The 20,200-nt window shown below is 54.7% G+C and carries 21 protein-coding genes and 1 tRNA gene; 14 read left to right on the forward strand and 8 right to left on the reverse strand.

What is annotated here, in order from left to right; genetic code table 11:
* Positions 1-246: 246 nt before the first annotated feature.
* From DC3_RS13345 to nspC, 3 genes are all read left to right on the forward strand, one after another.
* The gene (locus DC3_RS13345; protein ID WP_146885071.1) at positions 247-1,458 is read left to right on the forward strand and encodes a saccharopine dehydrogenase family protein; all 1,212 of its coding nucleotides are present in this window, start codon (positions 247-249) and stop codon (positions 1,456-1,458) included.
* A gap of 258 nt (positions 1,459-1,716) precedes the next feature.
* Positions 1,717-3,156 (forward strand): hypothetical protein, encoded by a 1,440-nt coding sequence (locus tag DC3_RS13350; protein ID WP_146885073.1) that lies wholly within the window; start codon positions 1,717-1,719, stop codon positions 3,154-3,156.
* 51 nt (positions 3,157-3,207) lie between these two features.
* Entirely contained in the window at positions 3,208-4,380 is a 1,173-nt protein-coding gene (gene nspC / locus DC3_RS13355; RefSeq protein WP_146885075.1) for a carboxynorspermidine decarboxylase, read from the forward strand.
* Between the two features lie 36 nt (positions 4,381-4,416).
* Here nspC and DC3_RS13360 read toward each other — a convergent pair whose 3' ends face one another.
* A complete protein-coding gene (locus DC3_RS13360; RefSeq protein ID WP_146885076.1) occupies positions 4,417-4,956 on the reverse strand; it encodes a mycothiol transferase in 540 nt (179 codons plus the stop codon).
* 95 nt (positions 4,957-5,051) lie between these two features.
* Between DC3_RS13360 and DC3_RS13365 the strand changes: the two genes are divergently transcribed.
* Positions 5,052-5,621, forward strand: a complete 570-nt coding sequence (locus DC3_RS13365; protein ID WP_186816025.1) for a thioredoxin-like domain-containing protein — start codon at positions 5,052-5,054, stop codon at positions 5,619-5,621.
* A gap of 47 nt (positions 5,622-5,668) precedes the next feature.
* Here DC3_RS13365 and DC3_RS13370 read toward each other — a convergent pair whose 3' ends face one another.
* Positions 5,669-6,133, reverse strand: coding sequence for a nucleoside deaminase (locus DC3_RS13370; protein ID WP_222594760.1), 465 nt, complete (start codon positions 6,131-6,133; stop codon positions 5,669-5,671).
* A gap of 369 nt (positions 6,134-6,502) precedes the next feature.
* Between DC3_RS13370 and DC3_RS13375 the strand changes: the two genes are divergently transcribed.
* A complete protein-coding gene (locus tag DC3_RS13375; protein WP_146885080.1) occupies positions 6,503-7,729 on the forward strand; it encodes an MFS transporter in 1,227 nt (408 codons plus the stop codon).
* Here the strand turns inward: DC3_RS13375 and DC3_RS13380 are convergent.
* Positions 7,688-8,134: an EVE domain-containing protein gene (locus DC3_RS13380; protein ID WP_146885082.1), complete on the reverse strand. Its 447-nt coding sequence runs from the start codon at positions 8,132-8,134 to the stop codon at positions 7,688-7,690. The genes DC3_RS13375 and DC3_RS13380 overlap by 42 nt on opposite strands.
* 92 nt (positions 8,135-8,226) lie before the next feature.
* Positions 8,227-8,931 (reverse strand): 1-(5-phosphoribosyl)-5-[(5-phosphoribosylamino)methylideneamino]imidazole-4-carboxamide isomerase, encoded by a 705-nt coding sequence (hisA, locus tag DC3_RS13385; RefSeq protein ID WP_146885084.1) that lies wholly within the window; start codon positions 8,929-8,931, stop codon positions 8,227-8,229.
* Between the two features lie 80 nt (positions 8,932-9,011).
* Between hisA and DC3_RS13390 the strand changes: the two genes are divergently transcribed.
* The 3 genes from DC3_RS13390 (at position 9,012) to DC3_RS13400 (ending at position 10,459) form a co-directional block, all read left to right on the forward strand.
* Positions 9,012-9,473 (forward strand): hypothetical protein, encoded by a 462-nt coding sequence (locus DC3_RS13390; RefSeq protein WP_146885086.1) that lies wholly within the window; start codon positions 9,012-9,014, stop codon positions 9,471-9,473.
* Positions 9,474-9,839, forward strand: a complete 366-nt coding sequence (locus DC3_RS13395; protein ID WP_146885088.1) for a hypothetical protein — start codon at positions 9,474-9,476, stop codon at positions 9,837-9,839.
* Between the two features lie 227 nt (positions 9,840-10,066).
* Positions 10,067-10,459, forward strand: coding sequence for a hypothetical protein (locus tag DC3_RS13400; protein ID WP_146885090.1), 393 nt, complete (start codon positions 10,067-10,069; stop codon positions 10,457-10,459).
* A 146-nt stretch (positions 10,460-10,605) separates the two neighbouring features.
* Here the strand turns inward: DC3_RS13400 and DC3_RS13405 are convergent.
* Positions 10,606-10,692, reverse strand: a tRNA-Leu gene (locus DC3_RS13405).
* 479 nt (positions 10,693-11,171) lie between these two features.
* Here DC3_RS13405 and rpsL point away from each other — a divergent pair.
* The 6 genes from rpsL (at position 11,172) to fusA (DC3_RS13435) (ending at position 17,821) form a co-directional block, all read left to right on the forward strand.
* Entirely contained in the window at positions 11,172-11,576 is a 405-nt protein-coding gene (gene rpsL, locus DC3_RS13410; protein WP_034341258.1) for a 30S ribosomal protein S12, read from the forward strand.
* 12 nt (positions 11,577-11,588) lie between these two features.
* Positions 11,589-12,059 (forward strand): 30S ribosomal protein S7, encoded by a 471-nt coding sequence (gene rpsG / locus DC3_RS13415; protein ID WP_146885092.1) that lies wholly within the window; start codon positions 11,589-11,591, stop codon positions 12,057-12,059.
* 3 nt (positions 12,060-12,062) lie between these two features.
* Entirely contained in the window at positions 12,063-14,138 is a 2,076-nt protein-coding gene (gene fusA, locus DC3_RS13420; RefSeq protein WP_146885094.1) for an elongation factor G, read from the forward strand.
* A gap of 67 nt (positions 14,139-14,205) precedes the next feature.
* Complete coding sequence (locus DC3_RS13425) at positions 14,206-14,448, forward strand: hypothetical protein (protein WP_146885096.1); 243 nt, start codon at positions 14,206-14,208, stop codon at positions 14,446-14,448.
* A gap of 256 nt (positions 14,449-14,704) precedes the next feature.
* Positions 14,705-15,388, forward strand: a complete 684-nt coding sequence (locus tag DC3_RS13430; RefSeq protein WP_146885098.1) for a DUF4386 family protein — start codon at positions 14,705-14,707, stop codon at positions 15,386-15,388.
* Between the two features lie 420 nt (positions 15,389-15,808).
* The gene (gene fusA / locus DC3_RS13435; protein ID WP_146885100.1) at positions 15,809-17,821 is read left to right on the forward strand and encodes an elongation factor G; all 2,013 of its coding nucleotides are present in this window, start codon (positions 15,809-15,811) and stop codon (positions 17,819-17,821) included.
* Positions 17,822-17,867: 46 nt separating this feature from the next.
* Here the strand turns inward: fusA (DC3_RS13435) and DC3_RS13440 are convergent, their stop codons facing one another.
* The 3 genes from DC3_RS13440 to DC3_RS13450 all read right to left on the reverse strand — a co-directional run bounded on the left by DC3_RS13440 (position 17,868) and on the right by DC3_RS13450 (position 19,661).
* The gene (locus tag DC3_RS13440) at positions 17,868-18,272 is read right to left on the reverse strand and encodes a hypothetical protein (protein ID WP_146885101.1); all 405 of its coding nucleotides are present in this window, start codon (positions 18,270-18,272) and stop codon (positions 17,868-17,870) included.
* 257 nt (positions 18,273-18,529) lie between these two features.
* Positions 18,530-19,207 carry an HD-GYP domain-containing protein gene (locus DC3_RS13445; RefSeq protein WP_146885103.1) on the reverse strand — a complete coding sequence of 226 codons (678 nt, stop codon included), beginning with the start codon at positions 19,205-19,207 and terminating at the stop codon, positions 18,530-18,532.
* A 148-nt stretch (positions 19,208-19,355) separates the two neighbouring features.
* The gene (locus tag DC3_RS13450; protein WP_146885105.1) at positions 19,356-19,661 is read right to left on the reverse strand and encodes a hypothetical protein; all 306 of its coding nucleotides are present in this window, start codon (positions 19,659-19,661) and stop codon (positions 19,356-19,358) included.
* Positions 19,662-20,200 lie beyond the last annotated feature (539 nt).

Genomic DNA, 20,200 nt, shown 5'->3' on the forward strand with positions numbered 1-20,200 from the left:
GGCCGAGGGCAGGCAGTGAAGCTGAGGCTTACGCTTTGAGCGTCATTTCCTGAGCCGGTGTTCCAGTGGAAGAAAAATATCCCTGTGTCATGTCAGGATGCTTCTCTTGACATCCTTAATCCTGGAATTTACGCGGCTCTCGGCTCTCGGCCTTTTCCCACCCACCACGCCGCAAAGCCTGACCTTTCTGGGTTAGAATACATATTCGTTGAAACCCGAACTCCGGGAATCTTTAGGAGGTCTTGAATGGCTAGAGTACTGATGATTGGTGCTGGTGGCGTGGGCACGGTTGTGGCCAAGAAGTGCGCCCAGAACGACAGTGTGTTCACAGAGCTGATGATTGCCAGCCGAACCAAAGCGAAGTGCGACAAGATTGCAGACGAAATCAAGCAGTACTTACCCGACTCCAGAACCGTGGTGACCACGGCCAAAGTGGATGCCGACAATGTTCCAGAACTGGTTGCCCTGATCAACGAGTACAAACCCGAACTGGTGATCAACGTGGCCCTGCCTTACCAGGACCTGACCATCATGGACGCTTGCCTGGAAACGGGCGTGCACTACCTGGATACCGCCAACTATGAGCCCCGTGATGTGGCCAAGTTCGAGTACTCCTGGCAGTGGGCTTACCGGGAGCGTTTCGAGCAGGCCGGACTGATGGCCCTGCTGGGTTGCGGTTTTGACCCTGGTGCCACCAACGTCTTCACCGCTTACCACGCCAAGCATTACTTCGATGAAATCCACTACCTGGACATCGTGGACTGCAACAACGGGGACCACGGCAAGGCCTTTGCCACCAACTTCAACCCCGAGATCAACATCCGCGAAATCACCGCCAATGGTCGCTACTACGAGAACGGCCAGTGGGTGGAGACCCAGCCTCTGGAAATCTCCCAGGACATCTACTACCCCAAGGTGACCACCCGCAAGTCCTACGTGCTGTACCACGAGGAACTCGAGTCTCTGGTCATCAACTTCCCCACCATCAAGCGTGCCCGTTTCTGGATGACGTTCGGAGAGCAGTACATCAAGCACCTGACCGTGCTGCAGAACATCGGCATGACCAGCATTGAGCCCATCAACTACCAGGGCATGCAGATTGCCCCTCTGGAGTTCCTGAAGGCAGTGCTGCCTGCCCCTGAGAGCCTCAGCGCCGGGTACACCGGTCAGACCTGCATTGGCGTGCAGGCCAAGGGCATCAAGGACGGCAAGGAAGTGGTGCACTTTGTGTACAACGTGAAAGACCACGCCGAATGCCACCGTGAAGTGCAGGCCCAGGGTGTGTCTTACACCACGGGTGTCCCTGCCATGATCGGCGCCATGCTGATGGTCAACAAAGTCTGGTTCAAACCCGGCGTGTACAACGTTGAAGAATTCGATCCCGATCCCTTCATTGCTGAAATGAACAAATGGGGTCTGCCTGTGGATGAACTTGCAGGCATCGAACTGGTGAAGTAAAACTGTACTCATCTAGTTAAGGGCTGAATGGTTGATCCATTCAGCCCTTAAAGTTATGGAAGTATGCCAGATATGCAGTCCAGTCTTCAGGTTAAGATGCCAGCAGATGTTCTTCGTTTATTGCGTGAAATCAGATATGTTGAGCTGGAGAATCACCTGAATGGTTTGCAAAAGGAGTTTGAGCAGGGAAAACTTAACGAGAATGATCTGCAACAGGCATTTTCGGCTTTTGAGTCTCAATTTAAAACTGTAGGTCCCATGATTGCTGAATGGGTGGAGCGGTTCCCTCGATCTTATGCTGCTCGACTGGCCCAGGCAAAATGGTTCCTGGCCCAGGGGTTGTTGTACCGAGGAGGGGCCACTTTTGATCGGGTGTCGATCCGAGGGCGACGCGGCTTGCAGTACTTTCTGGAACTTGCACGGGGAGCTGCAACGGAGAGCCTCACCATGACAGAAAAACCATTGCTGTCATGGATTTTGCTGGGAGAGGTGTATCATGTGCAGGGCAACCGTCTGACTGTGCAGAACATCCAGCAAAGCCAGTTCCCGGAGTGGTATGTTCAGGGACACATCTGCCACCCACAGAGCATGTTGTTGCGTACAAGAATGTTGCACACCCTTAGAAAAGAATGGGGTGGCTCCAGAGACCACATGTTCCACTATATTGAAGGTCAGCGAGACCAGATTCCCGAACAGCACCTGAACCAGTTGTGGGGGGAGTTTCATGCCAACCTCGCCCACCATTTGTTTCACTTTCAAGACCAGACTGAGGAGGCCTTGAAAGCAATTGATCAGGCCATCTCTTACCATTCCAGATTTTATTACAGCAAGGTTTTTTACCTCTGGTTTGAACAGGAAGAACAGGCCATGTTACTCCTTGAAGAACGCATGAACCATGATGGTATGCTGCTGCGCCACCAGACCATTGGCAAAGCCTCCTATGTGGCAGAGGAGGCAATGTCCAGAAACCCTGCAATGTCAAAAATGATATTTCAGTACATGGTCTGGCGTGCAGAAGATGGAGATCTTGAAGCTTTGCCTGTGCTGGGGAAAGCTTTGCTGGACCAGCCTTCATTGGACCCTGAGACACCAGCGTATTTCTGGCTGGAAAGAGCCATTGCTGAAGGAGCAGTACAGAGTGGACAGCTGTATGCAGAGTACTTGCGAGATCAATCCAAAGAGTTGCCTCGCGAAAAATTGAGAAAAGTGCTGTTGACCGCAGATCAAGGGAGTGATTTTTGCGCTTACCTGGTGTATCGATACTTTCGCTGGTATCAGAAGGCTTTCCAATTGAGTCCCCTCAAAAGGTACCACTACCTGCATCTTGCTGCTGATGGAGGCAATGAAAAAGCCTGTCTGCGCCTCGGCAACATGTTGAAAGCTGGTCGTCTGGTGTTGGATGCCCAGGGTCAACTGGTCCCTCACTACGGAAAACCAGACCAGGAGAGTCAGGAATATGGGGTATATTTGCTGCAACGTCCTCAATCCAGCTCAGATTCACCTTGGTACATCCGCCTTCTGAATTCGGCCATAGAGAAGACAGAATCCCTCTCATGGTGGGCTTTGCATCAGGAAGGAGCATCTGGGAAAACTGAGGAACCTGCCACCCCTGGGGGCTGGAGGAAATGGCTCAGGTACTGGTGGGTGTTTTTTCTGGTCTTTTCACTTTTACGTCTGCTCGGCAACCTCCTGTCCTGAAAAGCGACATCGACACCCGCATCCTGACAGAGAGGGTGTATCCTGCTTGAGATGACCACCGAGATTTTCCCTGTTGAAAAAATCCCCTTTGACCAGATGCCCAGCCCCTGTTTTGTGCTGGATGAATCACGTCTGAAACACAATCTGGAGATCCTGAAACGGGTGCAAGATGAGTCTGGTGCCCACATCATCTGTGCCCTCAAAGGCTACAGCATGTGGAGCACCTTCCCGATGGTGCGCCAGTACCTGTATGGTGCAACTGCCAGTTCCCTGAACGAGGCCCTGCTGTCCAAACACGAGATGGGCAAGGAAGTGCACGTGTACATTCCGGCCTACAGCGATGAGGAGTTCCCTCAGGTGCTGGAACTCGCGGACCACCTCACCTTCAACACCTTCACCCAGTGGGAGCGGTACAGGGATCAGGTGAAAGCCTACACCGAGCGCACCGGCAAGCACATTGGTTGTGCCATCCGCATCAACCCCGAGTACAGCGAGAACAAGGTGCCCCTTTACGACCCCTGTGTGCCATTCTCCCGTCTGGGTGTGACCCGCAGCCACTTCAGAGAAGACCTGCTGGACGGCATTGATGGCCTGCACTTCCACACCCTCAGTGCCAAGAACAGCGATACGCTGGAGCGCACCCTGGAAGTCGTCGAGGAGAAGTTCGGAGACCTGCTTCCCCGGATGAAGTGGGTCAACTTCGGGGGTGGGCACCACATCACCAACAAGAATTACGATGTGGACCGCCTGATCCGCGTGGTGAAAGCCTTCCGTGAAAAGTGGGATGTGGATGTGATTCTGGAGCCCGGAGAAGCGGTGGGCTGGCAGACTGGATGGCTGGTGTCCAGCGTTCTGGACGCTTTCAACAACGGCATGAACATGGCCATGCTGGACGTGAGCGTCTCGGCCCACATGCCCGACTGCCTGGAGATGCCTTACCGCCCGGACATCCTGAACGGGGATGAGCCTGGCGAGAAACCTTTCACCTACCGTCTGGGTGGAGGGACCTGTCTGGCCGGAGACATCATCGGGGATTATTCTTTCGATGCCCCTCTGCAGGTCGGTTCCCGCATTGTCTTTGAAGACATGATTCACTACACGATGGTGAAAACCACCTTCTTCAATGGGGTGAAGCACCCCAGCATCGGCATCTGGACCCTGGACGGTGAATTCCGTCTGGTGAAGGATTTCGGTTATGAGGAATTCAAAGCCAAACTGAGCTGAAAACACCAGCCCCTGGGCCTGATCTTTGCAGAAAGGTCAGGCTTTTTGCTTGATGTAACGGTCGCGGATCAGGCGCATCTGGCCCCGGTGGTTCAATTCGTCTTCAAACACATGGAACCATGCGAAGAAATTGTTGCTCTGTCTGTCATGCCACCAGGCCCGGGTGATCTGCAGAAAAGCATCGTCTCTTTCGCGGAAGGCTGCGAGGGTCTTCTCGCGCACCTCTGCCAGGGTCTGGATGTAAAAGTCTGCGGTGTGCCCCCGGATGGTCTTGCGGCCTTTTTCACCCAGTTCCAGGGCTGCATTCCAGCGCTCTGCCTCTTCAACATTGGGTTCTTCGCGGCCTTCAAAGGTGAGGATCTGGTACACCGCCTCGACCGCAGCGATGTGCAGGGCCAGCATGCCGATGGAGTTGCCGTCAGGATGGGGCAGGAAATCCAGCTGTTCGGGGGTCAGGTCCCGAATTTCCATCAGGGTGGTTGCTCTGGTGTACTCCATCATGCCGATCAGGGTTCCAAGGTCATGGCTGAAACCTTCTCTTTCCCCGATCAGGAACAGGTTTTCAGGTGGTTGCATGGTTGAAGTCTATGCCACAAAAGGTTTGAGGGCCTGAGCCATTTGCCTTATGCAGCACAGGCCAGACATGCCTGGGGTTCAGTATGCTGGTAAACATGAAACATTTTGTGTTGATGGCTGCCCTGCTGGTTGCGTCTGCCCAGGCCCAGAACCAGATGGGGCAGAGCGCCCAGAGCAAAGGCCCTGTGAAGGTGGTCCTGAAGGAAACAAAGACAGAACAGACCGCTGCTGGCACCATCCGTTTTTATGAGGACACCAACACCACCGGAGCCCTGCATACCACCGAGACTGTGACCTATCCCTTTTACCCTCCGGTCAGAGGTCTGCACTTCCCTTACTGGGCCAACTGTGGCATCTACCTGAAAGCCATTGATCCTCGCCTCGCTGTGCACAGCCTGGAACACGGTGCCCTGTGGGTCACGTACAAGTCCAGCACCGATGCCAGAAAGCTGGCTTTCTTGCAGACACTGGTGAAGGGCAACCCTTACCGTCTGATGTCGATGGAGCCAAAACAGAAAGCAGATGTGGTGCTGAGCGCCTGGGGTGTGCAACTCGTGGTCACGAACTGGGATGAGAAGGCCATCAAGGCCTTTGCAGACAAATACACCAATGGCCCCACCACACCAGAGCCAGGAGCGCCCTGCTCTGGAGCCATCACCCCGTAAAAAAGAAAGAGGGCAAGGCATGCCTTGCCCCTACAAGAATCTTGACTTCAATACCTGATTTTGTCCTGGCTGTCTTTCCAGGCTTTGAAGGCTTTCAGGCCTTCTTCGCGGGCTTCCTGAATCATGGGAAGCCTGCGGTCCTCAATGGGCCGTGCGAACTCCTGGTAGATGAATTCATCATCGAAGTCGATGTCGGCGGCATCGGCCTGGGTGGCTGCGTAATACACCCTGTCCAGTCTGGCCCAGTAAATGGCACCGAGGCACATTGGACAGGGTTCACAGCTGGTGTAGATTTCACAGCCGGACAGGTCAAAGGTTCCGAGGGCCTTTGCCGCTTCCCGAATGGCCGTCACTTCGGCGTGGGCGGTGGGGTCGGGGGTGGATGTGACCAGGTTCATGCCCCGGGCAATGATCTGGCCCTCTTTGACGATGACCGCCCCGAAAGGTCCACCTTTGCCACTGAGCACGTTCTCCAGTGCGATTTGTCCAGCTTCCTGCATGAATTCACTCATGGTTTCCTCCATGAAACACCCCGAGACAGAGGACCTCGCCCCACATGTCCGGGGTGCGCGTGGTTGGTCCTCTGGGCTCTCTGGTTATCCACGCTGAACAGCGAGCGCCTCCATTGTAGCAGGAGAGCGGTCAGCGATCAGCAGTCAGCATTCAGCCAGGGCTTTTTGCATTTCTCAGGGAGAGGCTGAATTGGAGATCATCATTTTCTTGATTGAGTGTCCCTGACGGATTCCACCTATGATCAACACAATCTCTGAAAGACATCACCTTCAGAATTTTTTGCTGATGGCTGATCGCTGAATGCTGATGGCTCGATCAAAAGTCACTCACATCATGATCTCATCAAAAACCGCCCTTTAGATTGAAGCATGAAGTCGAAACTGTTTTACGGCTGGATTGTGGTGCTTGTGACGGCCCTGGTGGCCCTGTACGCTGCAGGGGCCCGTTCTTCTCCAGGGGTCTTTCTGCTGCCCATGCAGGACGATCTGGGCTGGAGCAAGGCCACCCTGTCGTTTGCGGTTTCCATTGGTCTGGTGATGCTTGGCCTTGGGGGTCCCATCAGCGGATGGTTGATTGATCGTTATGGTCCCAGGCGCATCACCCTGATTGGTTTGCTGCTCACTGCCGTGAGTTTTGCCGTCAGCAGCCTGACAAAAACCGTGTGGCAACTGGACCTCTTCTGGGGTTTTTTCAGTGGTCTGGGCACCGGGCTCATTGGCAGTGTGCTGGGAGCCACCGTGGCGGCCCGCTGGTTTTTTGCCCGCAGAGGTCTTGTGACAGGGATTTTCGGGGCCAGCATGAGTGCAGGACAGCTGATTTTCGTGCCCCTGCTTTCTGTGCTGGTGGCCCAGGTGGGCTGGCGGGACAGCAGCCTGATCATTGGAGGTCTGGCTGTGGTGATGCTCCTTCCCACCCTCTTTTTCATGAAAGACGAACCCCAGGATGTGGGTGTGGTTCCCCTTGGTGCAAATCCCGGTCAGGAGGTTCCCCGCAACCGCCCGGACGCCACCGTGATGGGCAGGGCGATTCGCAGCCTCGATTTCTGGTTGCTTTGCGCCACCTTTTTTGTGTGTGGAGCCACATCCAATGGCATCATCGGGACCCACTTCATCGCCCACCAGCATGACCATGGGGTCAACGCGGGGGTGGCAGCAGGGTATCTGGCCCTGATGGGGGCCTTCAATTTTGTGGGCACCATTGCTTCTGGATGGCTCACGGATCGCTTTGATCCCAGAAAGCTGCTCTGCCTCTATTACATCTTCCGCGGTGCGTCCCTGTTTTTGCTGCCTTATGTGGATTCCACATTTGGAATTGCTGTGTTTGCTGTGCTGTTCGGGCTGGATTACATTGCCACAGTTCCGCCGACCACAGCCCTGGTGGCGGACCGATTTGGCCGGGCGAATGTGGGGACCGTGTATGGCTGGGTGTTCTGTGCCCATCAGGTGGGGGCTGCCCTCGCTGCCTGGGGCGGAGGAATGGCCCGGGATGCGCTGGGCAGTTATGCCCTGGCTTTCATCATTGCAGGAGCCATTGCCCTGCTGGGTGGCCTGCTGTCACTGGGCATCCGGCGTGTTCCCCAGGTGCTCAGGGCTTAAACCCATGCGCTGGGCGATCACGTCAAAGTCATGTTTGCTGATTTCAAAGTGGCCTTTTCTCAGCTGGAAGCCCCAGTTCCCATGGGTGAATTCCAGCTGTTCTTTGATGCTGTGGATGGGCACAGGGTTTACGTCCAGATACTGCACGTCTTTGCGGTAAGGGTGAAAGTCTGGCCACATCTCCACCTGATAGGGCTCTGCAGACTGCACCTGTCCCATGGCCGTGAACTCTTGAAGGGCTTCACCGGCAGGATAGGATGTTCTGGGGGAGTAGTAGATCAACATGTCTCCAGGTTGCATTTTCTTCAGAGGGGCCTGCTTGCCATGGCACACCTGGCAGAAGTTTCCCTGAACGCCTCTTTGCACGTGTTCCTGTGAAACCACACCAATCCAGTATCGGGTCATGGATATATGATATGTATACTTATAATAAAGATCAATGGTAAATGGCCTAAAGAAAACCTCCCTTTCGGGAGGCCAGATGGCGTAACACAGGCTCAAACAGGAACAGGGAAGGGGAGTGTTCCCTCATAGATCGAGCGGCCCACAATGGCCCCCTCAATGCCCAGTTCACGAAGCAGGGCCACATCTTCCACATCCCGCACTCCGCCACCAACGATCAATTCACCCTGCCATGCCTGACGCACCCGCACCATCAGGTCACGGTCCAGACCCTTCAGGGTGCCGTCTCTGGAAACATCGGTGAAGATCAGGGTCCTGAGGCCTCTGGAAGCCATGTTCTGGCAGAGGTCCTCAATGGAAACATCACTGTTTGTTCCCCAGCCTGCCACAGCCACGAAACCTCCTCTGGCGTCCAGGCTGACCACCACGCGCTCTGCTCCGAACACATCAATCAATTGACTGACCAGTTCGGGATTTTTCACGGCAGCTGTTCCAATCACCACCCGGCTGATTCCAGACTCCAGCAGGGACTGGGCAGCTTCAAAATCACGGATGCCTCCGCCCACTTCTACAGGAACGCCCAGGGTGGCAGCAATTTCAGAGATGATGGCCCTGTTCTCGCCCCGGCCTGTTGCAGCATCCAGATCCACCAGATGAACCAGACCTGCACCCAGACGGACCCAGTGCTGCGCTGCCTCCAGCGGACTGTTGAAATAAACGGTTTCCTTGTCCGGGTCGCCCTCATAAAGACGCACGGCCCGGCCTGACTGAATGTCCACACAGGGAATAACCAGACTCACGCCATCAGTATAAAACCCTGTGCTTTTTTCAGGGCACTTTGTGTAGAGTACCTGAATGAGGCAGAATAAATAAGAGAATTATGAAGCTTTTTGCAGGTTTGAGTCTGGTGGTCAGTGTCATTGTCACCTGGGTGCTGATGCTGACCCATCGCCCCACCGAGGTGTTGAGTCATGCGACCCTCTTTTCCTACCATGCTGTTCGTCCTCCACTGACCCCTGCCCAGGTTCTTCTGCTGGAAAAACTCAGCGAGCAGGGCATTCATCTGGAGGCTGTGGTGTTCACGGGAACCCATGAAGAGGTGTTGCTGAACATCCCACAACTCGGACAGCTTGATTGGCTGAGCCGCGAAGAGCCGTCTCGCAGAAATGCTGCAGCTGCATCACGCCTGAAACCTCTGATGCGTGCCGTCTGGCTGGTGGCTCAGGAGCAATTGCAGCAGGAAGACATCAACATCAATCAGATCAAAACGCTGGGGCTCTGGTACCCCCGGGATGCAGAGGGCCTGGAAATCACCAATACGCTTTCAAAATGGGGGCTGTAAATGCGAAAAAACTCGATCATCGCCTTGTGTGTTGTGATTCTGGTGCTGTCGCTGACCATGCAGCGCATGACCTCTCAGCTGGGGCAGACCGTTCCAAAACTCAGCGAACAGACCCGCACTTTGGCGCTTGCTGACCTGAAAACCCATTTTGCTTCCCAGGAGGTCAAACTCAGAACCCCAGGCAAAGTGCTGCTGGTGACCCTGAAAGAGCCCTTCAACCTCCCCACAGAAGCCGACCTCAACTGGCTCAGGGATTACTTTTTACAGAAGCCTGATTTCCAGTCTTTCCAAAAATATGAACTTCGATATGAAAGAGGAGGCAATAAAGGGAATTTTTCAGGTGTTTTGCGAGAAGCGACAAAGTGAGATGGCTCCTGTCAGTCGTTCAAAGCAAGTGAAGGTATGCATTTAAAAATGAGAAAGATAAAGATCTTTTCGGTTTTCAGCTGAAGCAAGCCTGACTCTCATCTGAAGTCTTACTGAATTCTGTCTAGAGGGGCTAAGAATAAAGGAAGAGGGATTTCTTACAATTCAATTACTAGACCACGCTCGGGACTTTTTCCTCTGTGAACGCCCGAGAGAAAGGCCAGAGCATGGAGTTTGAACCTTCCCTTAATGCCCTCTCCATGGAGTTGTTCGACCGGGTCGCTGAGTCCCTGTGGCAACTCTTCCTCGCAGAAATGCCCACCCTGGACATGAGTGCACAGGACTACAACGACCTGCTGCGTCTGAACCCACATCTGGAAGTCAAAATCAACCAGATCATGGACAGCCTGAACTACACCCCCACCTACTTTCAGGGGTGCTGGGCCTGGGTCATCGCCAAAGGTCCCTGGCCCATGGAGAAAGGCTGGCCCGCAGGCATCGACACCCCCATGCAGGCCTGGGAGTTCTGGCACAACACCCGTGGATGGCCCTCCGACATGGACCACCTTGCAGAAGCCCGGTCCCTCAAGGCTGTTCTGGACCGTCGCAACGCAGCCTAAACACAAGAAAACCAGGAACCCCGAGCTGGAAGCATCTGAGCTGAGAATATAGGGCGAGGCATGCCTCACCCGTGGCTTTGCAGGACATCCAGACCAGAAATCTGAATGAAAAGCAAAAACCCCTTCTTTGCAGAAGGGGTTCCTTTTGGTGCCGAAGAGGGGACTTGAACCCCTACGCCCGTGAAGGCGCTAGTCCCTGAAACTAGTGCGTCTACCAATTCCGCCACCTCGGCGCTCAGGGCGAGAAATAGAATATGCGATTTTGAGGGAATCGTCAAGGGGGTAGGAGATCAGACACGAGAGGTGGTCTTTGTGTCGTGCTGCACGTAGAAAAAATTGTGTGGAGTTGGGATGACTCGCATATAAGCCATTTGGCTTATTCTGGTGATTTGCACTGCAAGAGCAGGGGTTGTGAGAAGACCTGGGTCTCAGGATGACAGTCCTGGGATAGATTCCTGAGCGGTTGCAGATGATCCTCTGAGCTTTTCCCAGAAGCGAGGTGTTGCTAGGCACGAGAATATGATTTTTGTCAAGACGCCTAAACACATTTAACTTTTTGGTGTTCTGCAGAGCAAAGAGCACCCCCATCCCCCTTGCATGATCCGGGTTTATGGGGTACACTTACAAAGTTGCAATTCCCGAGTGGGAGTTAGAAACAAAGCTGAAATTCTTTAGTGGGCCACAAAAATCCCACTCAAAGGGAGTGATTACACTGCCAACCGTTAACCAACTTCTCCGCAAAGGTCGCGCTGTTCTGAAGAAGAAGAGCAAAGTGCCCGCGCTGAAAAGCAGCCCCTTCCGCCGTGGTGTGTGCACCGTCGTGAAAACCACCACCCCCAAAAAACCAAACTCCGCTCTGCGTAAGATTGCCCGTGTGCGTCTGACCAGCGGCTTCGAAGTCACTGCTTACATCCCCGGTGAAGGCCACAACCTGCAAGAGCACTCTGTGGTTCTGATCCGTGGTGGTCGTGTGAAAGACTTGCCAGGTGTGCGTTACCACATCGTCCGTGGTTCCCTCGACACCGCAGGTGTGAAAGACCGTAAGCAGAGCCGTTCCAAATACGGCGCCAAGCGTCCCAAGCCCGGCCAGGCTGCCGCAGCTGGGAAGAAGAAGTAAGGGGTTTAGGACATGGCAAGACGTCGTAGAGCAGAAGTACGCGAAGTACAACCCGATCTGGTGTACCAGTCCACACTGGTGAGCTCCATGATCAACAAAATCATGCGCGATGGCAAAAAGAACCTGGCAAGCCGTATTTTCTACGGAGCCTGCCGTCTGATCCAGGAGCGCACCGGCCAGGAGCCCCTCAAGGTTTTCATGCAGGCGTATGACAACGTCAAGCCCCGCGTGGAAGTCCGCTCCCGCCGCGTCGGCGGTTCCACCTACCAGGTGCCCGTCGAAGTCAGCGCCCGCCGCGCCCAGAGCCTGGCCATCCGCTGGATGATCCTCGCCAGCGACAGCCGTCCTGAGCGCACCGCCATTGAGCGCGTTGCCGGAGAAATCCTCGACGCAGCCCAGGGCCGTGGCGGCGCCATCAAGAAGAAAGACGACGTGGAGCGCATGGCCGAAGCCAACCGCGCCTACGCCCACTACAGGTGGTAATGCATGGCTAACGAGTATCTCAACCGCTTCCGCAACATCGGGATTGCCGCGCACATCGACGCCGGCAAGACCACCACCACCGAGCGCATCCTGTACTACACCGGCCGGACCCACAACATCGGTGAAGTGCACGAAGGCGCCGCAACCATGGACTGGATGGCCCAGGAGCGCGAGCGTGGCATCACCATCACCGCTGCTGCCACCACCGCCCACTGGGTGCGTCACGGCACCGACTACACCGTCAACATCATCGACACCCCCGGTCACGTGGACTTCACCATCGAAGTGGAGCGTTCCATGCGCGTGCTGGACGGCGCTGTTGCAGTGTTCGACTCCAGCCAGGGTGTGGAGCCCCAATCCGAAACCGTGTGGCGTCAGGCCGACCGTTACGGCGTGCCCCGCATCGCTTTCGCCAACAAGATGGACAAAACCGGCGCCAGCTTTGAACTCGTGATCAACGACATCAAAGAGCGTCTCGGTGCCATCCCCGCCCCTGTGCAGTACCCCATGGGCGAAGAGAGCGACTTCAAAGGCATCATCGACATCGTGCGCATGCGTGCCTACACCTACACCAACGACCTCGGAACCGACATTCAGGAACACGACATTCCTGAGCAGTTCATGGACAAGGTGCAGGAAATGCGCGCCCAGCTGATCGAAGCTGCCGCCGAAGTGGACGAAGAAGTCATGATGATGTACCTGGAAGGCGAAGAGCCCTCCGTGGAGCAGATCGTGGCCGCCCTGCGTAAGGGGACCATCGCCCAGAAAATCTTCCCTGTGCTGTGCGGAAGCGCCCTGAAGAACAAAGGCGTTCAGCTGCTGCTCGACGCGGTGATCGACTACCTGCCCAGCCCCCTCGAAGTGCCCGCCATCAAAGGCACCACCGAGGAAGGCGGCAGCAAAGAGTTCCCCGCCGACGATGCTGGCGACCTGGCTGCCCTGGCGTTCAAGATCATGTCCGACCCCTACGTGGGCCGTCTGACCTTCGTGCGCATCTACTCCGGCACCATGAAGTCCGGTTCTTACGTGCAGAACACCACCAAAGGCAAACGTGAACGCGTGGGCCGTCTGCTGAAGATGCACGCCAACCAGCGTGAAGAAGTTCAAGAGCTCAAAGCTGGCGAACTCGGCGCTGTGATCGGTCTGAAGGATGCCGGCACCGGCAACACCCTGATCGGTGAAGACGACGAATTCGTGGCCCTCGAGAGCATCGAAGTGCCCGAGCCCGTGATCACCCTGGCCATCGAGCCCAAAACCAAGGCCGACCAGGAGCGCATGGGCATTGGTCTCTCCAAACTCGCCGAAGAAGACCCCACCTTCCGCGTGGCCACCGACCCCGAAAGCGGTCAGACCACCATCGCCGGAATGGGCGAGCTTCACCTCGAGATTCTGGTGGACCGTCTGAAGCGTGAACACAAAGTGGAAGCCAACGTGGGTGCTCCCCAGGTGGCTTACCGCGAAACCATCACCAAGCACGTTGAAGTCGAAGGCAAGTTCGTGCGCCAGTCCGGTGGTCGCGGTCAGTACGGTCACGTCAAGATCAAGGCCGAGCCCCTCCCCCCAGGAACCGGCTTTCAGTTCGAGAACGCCGTGGTGGGCGGAACCGTGCCCAAGGAGTACATCGCTCCTGCCCAGAAGGGCATTGAAGAAGCCATGCAGTCCGGTCCCCTCCTCGGCATGCCCGTGGTGGACCTGAAAGTCACCGTTTACGATGGAAGCTACCACGAAGTGGACTCCAGCGAAATGGCCTTTAAGATTGCAGGTTCCATGGCTCTGAAAGAAGCCGTCCAGAAGGGCGCTCCTGCCATCCTGGAACCCATCATGCGCGTAGAAGTGACCGTCCCCGAAGAGTACATGGGCGACATCATCGGCGACCTGAACAGCCGCCGTGGTCAAATCCAGGGCATGGAAGCCCGTGGCAACGCACAGATCGTGAAGGCCTTTGTGCCCCTGAGCGAAATGTTCGGTTACGCCACCGACATGCGTTCCATGACCCAGGGACGTGCTTCCTACAGCATGTTCTTCGACCACTACGACACCACCCCCACCAACATCGTTAACCAGCTCATCAAGAAGTAATTCCTGCTGAAGCTTAAAACCCACCCGCAAGGGTGGGTTTTTTCATTTGTCTGTGGTGGTATGGGGCATGGACCTGAAAACTGTATTTGATTGGTTTGCTGAGAAAGGGGAGAGGCACACCCTGGACCTCAAAACAGGGGAACATTTTGAGGGGTACATTCTGGAGGTCTTTGAAGAACACCTGCTGTTTGGAATGGGAGGTCCTCTGGCTCCCGCTGAACCTGTGAAGATTCTTCTGGATCAGATTGACCCGGAAAGCTTGTGGTACTGGGACATCAACCAGAAGCAATATTTGCCCCTGAAGTTGTAGAACTGGATCTGAGGGGCCTACAGCACCATAGACCCCTGGCATGGACTGAGTCTTTGTTCTTGCAGTTGACAAATAGACCCCGATTAAGTGTATGATATATCTAGTACACTAGATCCTTAGTACTCTTTTTCAAAGTGTAAAAGCAGGTCAATCACTGCTGGATTGCCAGCGGCTCATCATGTCTGTGTTTTGGGACAGCACAGGCAGGGTGTCTTAAGCCTGTCCCAATCAGCAACATGCTGAAAGAGGAGTCCACATGCAGAATGCACAGAGACAGGGTTTGCAAAGAACAGGTGGGATTGCTGCATTGACCAATGGGGTGGCTTACATTGTGGGGCTTGGACTGGCCCTCACTCTGCTGGCTCCCGTTTTTGCTGCAGGACCAAAAGAATACCTGGCCTTCATGAAGAACAACCTCTGGCTGATCTACAGCTGGAATCTGCTGATTTATATGATTGCAGGGATCACCATGGTTCCTCTGGCCCTTGCCATGCATGAAAGGCTGAAAGACAATCAGCCTGCCCTGATGCAGGTCGCCACAGCTTTTGGTCTGATCTGGGCCATGACCATCATTTCGAGCGGCATGATCATCCTGAATGACATCGAGGTGGTGTCCAGGTTGCATTCCCAGGACCCTGAGCGGGCCCTGACGGTCTGGATGTCTGTGGAGACCATTGAACGGGGTCTGGGAGGTGCTCTGGAGATTCCAGGAGGCATCTGGACCCTGATGGTGAGCTGGGTGGGATGGCAAACCCGCAAACTTCCCAGGGCTCTGGGGGCTCTGGGCATGCTGGTGGGAGGAGCAGGAATCCTGACCCTGTGGCCTTTCCAGGATGAAGCAGGAACCGTGTTCGGACTGGGCATGGTGGTGTGGTTCCTGTGGGTGGGCATCCTGCTGATGCGCAGACCTGCCCTCCGTCAACAGGTGGCTCTGAATTGAATCTTTTTTAACTTTCAGAAAATAAGCATTGCATTCTCCAAAATCATCTGCTAATTTGATTCAGGACGGCAAAGCTGTTCAATCTCAGCTGAGTCAGCTGGAAAGGTGCAAAAGCATGGTGGACGAAACCTCAACAGACCGCCTCCAGGAGCAAAAAAGCTCTGGGTTCTGCTTGTTGCACCACCCCGAACTTTAAACCACTCTGAACTTTCAGAGGGCTGCTCCTGGAGGCACACAACCAGAGCAGCCCTCTTTTTTGAGATTTAATTCCATCAACTGGTTTTAAAGACATGACATGGCATTTTCTGAAAGCGAATGCCTGTATTTTCATGTTTGCTGACGGCTGATCGCTGAAAGCTAACTGCTCAAAGAATGGCTGGAGGTTTCTCGCGCTGTGATCGCACGAGAAAGGAAAGTCATATGTTTACACGTCAACAACATCTTCAACACAAATACCTTCGCAACATTGGCATTGCTGCGCACATTGATGCAGGCAAGACCACCACCACAGAACGCATCCTGTTTTTGACAGGTGTCACGCACCGCATTGGCAATGTGGATGCAGGGAACACCACCACAGACCACCTTCCAGAGGAGAAAGCCCGGGGCATCACCATTGCTGCTGCGGCCATAGAGACCTCATGGGAGCGGGCAGGGGAGACCTACACCCTCAATGTGATTGACACACCGGGTCATGTGGATTTCACCATCGAGGTGGAGCGCTCCATGCGTGTGCTGGATGGTGCAGTGGCTGTACTGGACGCCTCTCAGGGAGTGGAGCCGCAGTCTGAGACCATCTGGCTGCAAGCCGAGCGTTATGGGGTGCCTCGCATTGTGTTCGTCAACAAGATGGACAAGGTGGGTGCAGACTTTGCCCTGGTCTTGCAGGACATGCAGGAAAAACTGGGTGTGAAACCTCTGGCTGTTCAAAAGCCTCTGGGGGAAGGTGCAGATTTTGTGGGTGTGGTGGACCTGATTGAGATGCAGGCTTACGCATTTGAAGGTCTGAATGCGGTTCCTGTGGCACTGCCAGCAGAGGCCACAGCAGCCAGGCAGCACCTGATCGAGCAACTTTCCGAGGTGCATGACGGCATCATGGAACAGTATTTGCTGGGTCTGGAGGTGCCTGCAGAGGCTCTGCGGCAGGCTTTGCGAGAGGTGACCCTGAAACAGCAGGCTTTCCCGGTGCTTTGCGGCAGTGCCCTGAAAGACAGAGGAATTCCCCAGTTGCTGGATGCGATCATTGACTTCCTGCCTGCTCCTGGAGACCGTGTGTTGCCTGCAGAAGTCCCAGAGGATGCTCTCAGTGCTCTGGCTTTCAAGGTGGTCACCGACCGTTTCGGTAAACTGACCTTTGTGCGGGTGTACTCGGGTGTTCTGCAAACTGGAGCATACGTCTGGAATGCCAGCACAGAGACCAGAGAACGCATCAACCGTCTGGTGAAACTGCGGGCCGATCAGGAAATGGAAGTGCATGAACTGCATGCTGGAGAGATAGGGGCCATTCGTGGACTCAGACACACCCTCACAGGACACACCCTCACCCATGAAGAGACACCCCACCTGCTGGAAAGCCTGCATGTGCCTGAACCTGTGATTACCGTGGCCCTGGAAGCCCAGAATCCACAGGATCAGGAGAAACTGACGGCTGCTCTGGTGCGGTTTGCCCAGGAAGACCCGACCTTGCAACCCGGTACAGATGCGGTTTCGGGCAGACGGACCCTCTCTGGAATGGGCGAACTTCATCTCGAAGTGACGCTGGAACGTCTGAAGCGCGAAACAGGCCTGGAAGCCAGAACAGGAGCCCCACAGGTGGCTTACCGTGAAACCCTGAAAAAGAGCGTGCAGGTGGCCCACACCCACAGAAAGCAGACCGGAGGCAAAGGCCAGTTTGCCCAGGTGGTCCTTGAAGTGGCCCCTCTTGAAGCCGGTTCTGGTTTTGTTTTTGAGAACCAGACGGTGGGCGGGAGCATTCCGAAGCATTTTGTGGCTGCGGTGGAAAAAGGTGCCCGTCAGGCTCTGGGTTCAGGACTCTTTCATGCTCCGGTCACCGATCTGAAAGTGACGGTGCTGGATGGCAAGACCCACACCACAGACTCCAATGAGGCGAGTTTTGTCACTGCAGGCCATGACGCCCTGAAAGAGGCGTTCAGGGAGGCGGGAACGGTGCTTCTGGAACCGGTCATGCAACTTGAGGTTTCCACGCCAATGGGTTTCACGGGAGTTGTGCTTTCAGACCTGCAAGCCAGACGGGGCACCATACTCGGCCTGAGCAGCAGAGGACCCATCCAGTGGATTGAGGCTGCGGTGCCACTGGCAGAGCTTTTCCAGTACACCACGCGTCTCAGGTCCCTGACCCAGGGCAGGGCACAGGCCAGCATGAAGGTCAGCCACCATCATCCTGCTCCGGTCCAGCTCATGCCCGAAACCTGACAGAAAAACCACCCCGAGAAATCGGGGTGGTTGAATTTCAAAGCACTCAGTGGCTGGCGTAATCCTGAACTTCACGGTCAAACAGTCCAACCAGACCAAGGATGGCAGGAATGGCCAGAACGATGCTGCTGATGTAACCAAGCAGGTTGAGGATCATCAGGATGAGGCTGAGGACCCATCCCCAGCGCTTGCCCTCTTTGAGCCCACGGGCAGCCAGGAAGTGCAAAATGGCCCCCACAAGTCCAGTGATGACCCCTCCAATTCCAAAGATGAATCCAATGACCACTCCAATAAAACTTTCATCGCTGGTTTCTCCTGCAGCACCCAGGATGGCCCCGGCAACCGTGCCTCCCAGGATGGAGAGCAGAATCAACAGGATGCTGAAAACCATGTAAATGTAAAGGTTGACGGTGACCCAGCTCAATTTGGCAGGTTGCATGGATTTGATCATGACAAAATGTTACTGAATTGCAACTGAAGTCTCAAGGGGGACAAACCTGTAATGTCTGGGTGTTAATGGTTTCAAATCAAACGATTTAAGGTTTGTGTGAGGCTGCTGATGCTAAACTTCAGTTACCTCTTTGCGCAAACCTCTCTGGATTGGAGAGTCAGAACACGGGCCCTAATGACAGGGCTCGTGCATTTTTATTCTGGACAGAAAAACCTGAGCCACCTGCGGATCAAAATGGGTGCCCACCCGCTCCTGAATCATGCGCAGGGCCTCTTCCTGGGGCAGGGCTTTCGATAGGGCCGGTTGCTGGTCAGTGCGTCATAGACATCCACCACAGAGAAGATGCGGGCCAGATAAGGGATCTCTTCGCGCCTGAGTTGCAGAGGATAGCCTGTGCCATCCCACTTTTCGTGGTGGTAGTAAATGACCTCTCTGGCAGGTCCCAGAAAGTCCAGGGCTTCCATCCAGTTCATGCCGTATTCGGTGTGTTTTTGCATCACCAGAAATTCCTCTTCAGAGAGGTGCATGGGTTTGCTGAGGATGTCCTGGGGAATGCCCAGTTTGCCGATGTCGTGAAGCAGGGCCCCCCAGCGCAGGTATTTCAACTCGGGTTCACTGAGGCCAACTTCTCTTCCAAGCCACTCCGCAAGGTGCATGGTTCTTTCGCTGTGTTCCAGGGCACTGGGATTGCCCAGTTTGAGCGCTCTGGCCCACCCCATCACTGCGGCTTCGCAGAGGGTGGTGGTCTCGCTGGTTTCGCGTGGAGGAACCACCGGCTGGCATTTCCAGAGCATCCATCCACCTACCAGGAGCATCCATATCGCAGCTGCAAGCACTCCCCAGGAGGTCAGCAGATGGAGCAGGGTGCTTCCTCCCAGCAGACATCCCAGACCCCAGAGCAGGTGGGACATGGACAGTGCGCGGTGCTTGAACACGGTGGCCTCGTGAAGGGTGTGACGTTTTCATGATCATACTTCAGCTGGGCTTCAGCTGACAGAAGCTTGACTAAACGAAAAGGTGACTTTGAGCCAGAACAATCAAAAATTCTCCGGCCCACAGGCCGGAGAACGAAGATTCATGCATTCAGTTCAGTTCGCGTTTGCCGCAGAGGGTTTCGATCATCAGAATCCACTGCTTGACGTATTCCTTGTGGGCTTCGGCCCGTTCCAGAAGCTTTCTGGCCTGATCCTCGTTGACCTTTTCCCCCCGCGAGGCTTTCTGGATCATGTTGTGGGCCTCACGGATGAAGCCACATTCCACTTCCAGTCCCGCTTCCATGTTGGGATTGAAAAAATCCTTGAACGACCGGTGACTGCGCAGGTATTGCGTGTCCTGGTCGACTTCCCTGCTGATGGCGTCCAGTTCCTGAAGCGCACGCTTAAAGTCCATGCTCTCAGGGTAGCACATTGCAATTCAGTTGCAATTCAGCTTCGGGCTAGACAAATCTGACTTTACAGATTGAAAGTAAAAAATGTACGAAACTCCAGCAAAGGATCAAAATTCTGCAATGCAGAGGAGCCTCCGGCAAGATCACAAATAAGGGAGATGCTGTACAGCATCTCCTGATCACATAACAGTACCGAGTCAATGCCATTTAACGCATGGCTGCGAGATAATGGATCACCTCCTTAGCGATGTTTGCGCCACTTGTTATGAGGACGGGTATGACGCCAGAGCCAGAGCATGTACTTCCTCATGACACCTCCGAGGTAATGAAAAGAACTATGCTTCATATTTCATCTTTTGGAGCTTCACATCGGGGCGAAATCCCTCTATTTAACGGTTGGGTTAAAGGCAGCGGCCATCCTGTGAATTCTCTGAGACCATCACCAAGCTTTTTCTTTAGAAAAACAGGGAAGCATCAAAAAGCACGCCTGAAAGAAGCGTGCTGAAAGAAGTTTTTCTCTGATCTGGATTCTCATGTTTGG

Source organism: Deinococcus cellulosilyticus NBRC 106333 = KACC 11606, assembly GCF_007990775.1.
Taxonomy (GTDB): domain Bacteria; phylum Deinococcota; class Deinococci; order Deinococcales; family Deinococcaceae; genus Deinococcus_C; species Deinococcus_C cellulosilyticus.

What these genes read in the sequence shown, in the direction of transcription:
- DC3_RS13345 (WP_146885071.1), top strand. Translation starts at nt 247, where the DNA reads ATGGCTAGAGTACTGATGATTGGTGCTGGTGGCGTGGGCACGGTTGTG.
- DC3_RS13350 (WP_146885073.1), top strand. Translation starts at nt 1,717, where the DNA reads ATGATTGCTGAATGGGTGGAGCGGTTCCCTCGATCTTATGCTGCTCGA.
- nspC (WP_146885075.1), top strand. Translation starts at nt 3,208, where the DNA reads ATGACCACCGAGATTTTCCCTGTTGAAAAAATCCCCTTTGACCAGATG.
- DC3_RS13360 (WP_146885076.1), bottom strand. Translation starts at nt 4,956, where the DNA reads ATGCAACCACCTGAAAACCTGTTCCTGATCGGGGAAAGAGAAGGTTTC.
- DC3_RS13365 (WP_186816025.1), top strand. Translation starts at nt 5,052, where the DNA reads ATGAAACATTTTGTGTTGATGGCTGCCCTGCTGGTTGCGTCTGCCCAG.
- DC3_RS13370 (WP_222594760.1), bottom strand. Translation starts at nt 6,133, where the DNA reads ATGAGTGAATTCATGCAGGAAGCTGGACAAATCGCACTGGAGAACGTG.
- DC3_RS13375 (WP_146885080.1), top strand. Translation starts at nt 6,503, where the DNA reads ATGAAGTCGAAACTGTTTTACGGCTGGATTGTGGTGCTTGTGACGGCC.
- DC3_RS13380 (WP_146885082.1), bottom strand. Translation starts at nt 8,134, where the DNA reads ATGACCCGATACTGGATTGGTGTGGTTTCACAGGAACACGTGCAAAGA.
- DC3_RS13390 (WP_146885086.1), top strand. Translation starts at nt 9,012, where the DNA reads ATGAAGCTTTTTGCAGGTTTGAGTCTGGTGGTCAGTGTCATTGTCACC.
- DC3_RS13395 (WP_146885088.1), top strand. Translation starts at nt 9,474, where the DNA reads ATGCGAAAAAACTCGATCATCGCCTTGTGTGTTGTGATTCTGGTGCTG.
- DC3_RS13400 (WP_146885090.1), top strand. Translation starts at nt 10,067, where the DNA reads ATGGAGTTTGAACCTTCCCTTAATGCCCTCTCCATGGAGTTGTTCGAC.
- rpsG (WP_146885092.1), top strand. Translation starts at nt 11,589, where the DNA reads ATGGCAAGACGTCGTAGAGCAGAAGTACGCGAAGTACAACCCGATCTG.
- fusA (WP_146885094.1), top strand. Translation starts at nt 12,063, where the DNA reads ATGGCTAACGAGTATCTCAACCGCTTCCGCAACATCGGGATTGCCGCG.
- DC3_RS13425 (WP_146885096.1), top strand. Translation starts at nt 14,206, where the DNA reads ATGGACCTGAAAACTGTATTTGATTGGTTTGCTGAGAAAGGGGAGAGG.
- DC3_RS13430 (WP_146885098.1), top strand. Translation starts at nt 14,705, where the DNA reads ATGCAGAATGCACAGAGACAGGGTTTGCAAAGAACAGGTGGGATTGCT.
- fusA (WP_146885100.1), top strand. Translation starts at nt 15,809, where the DNA reads ATGTTTACACGTCAACAACATCTTCAACACAAATACCTTCGCAACATT.
- DC3_RS13440 (WP_146885101.1), bottom strand. Translation starts at nt 18,272, where the DNA reads ATGATCAAATCCATGCAACCTGCCAAATTGAGCTGGGTCACCGTCAAC.
- DC3_RS13450 (WP_146885105.1), bottom strand. Translation starts at nt 19,661, where the DNA reads ATGGACTTTAAGCGTGCGCTTCAGGAACTGGACGCCATCAGCAGGGAA.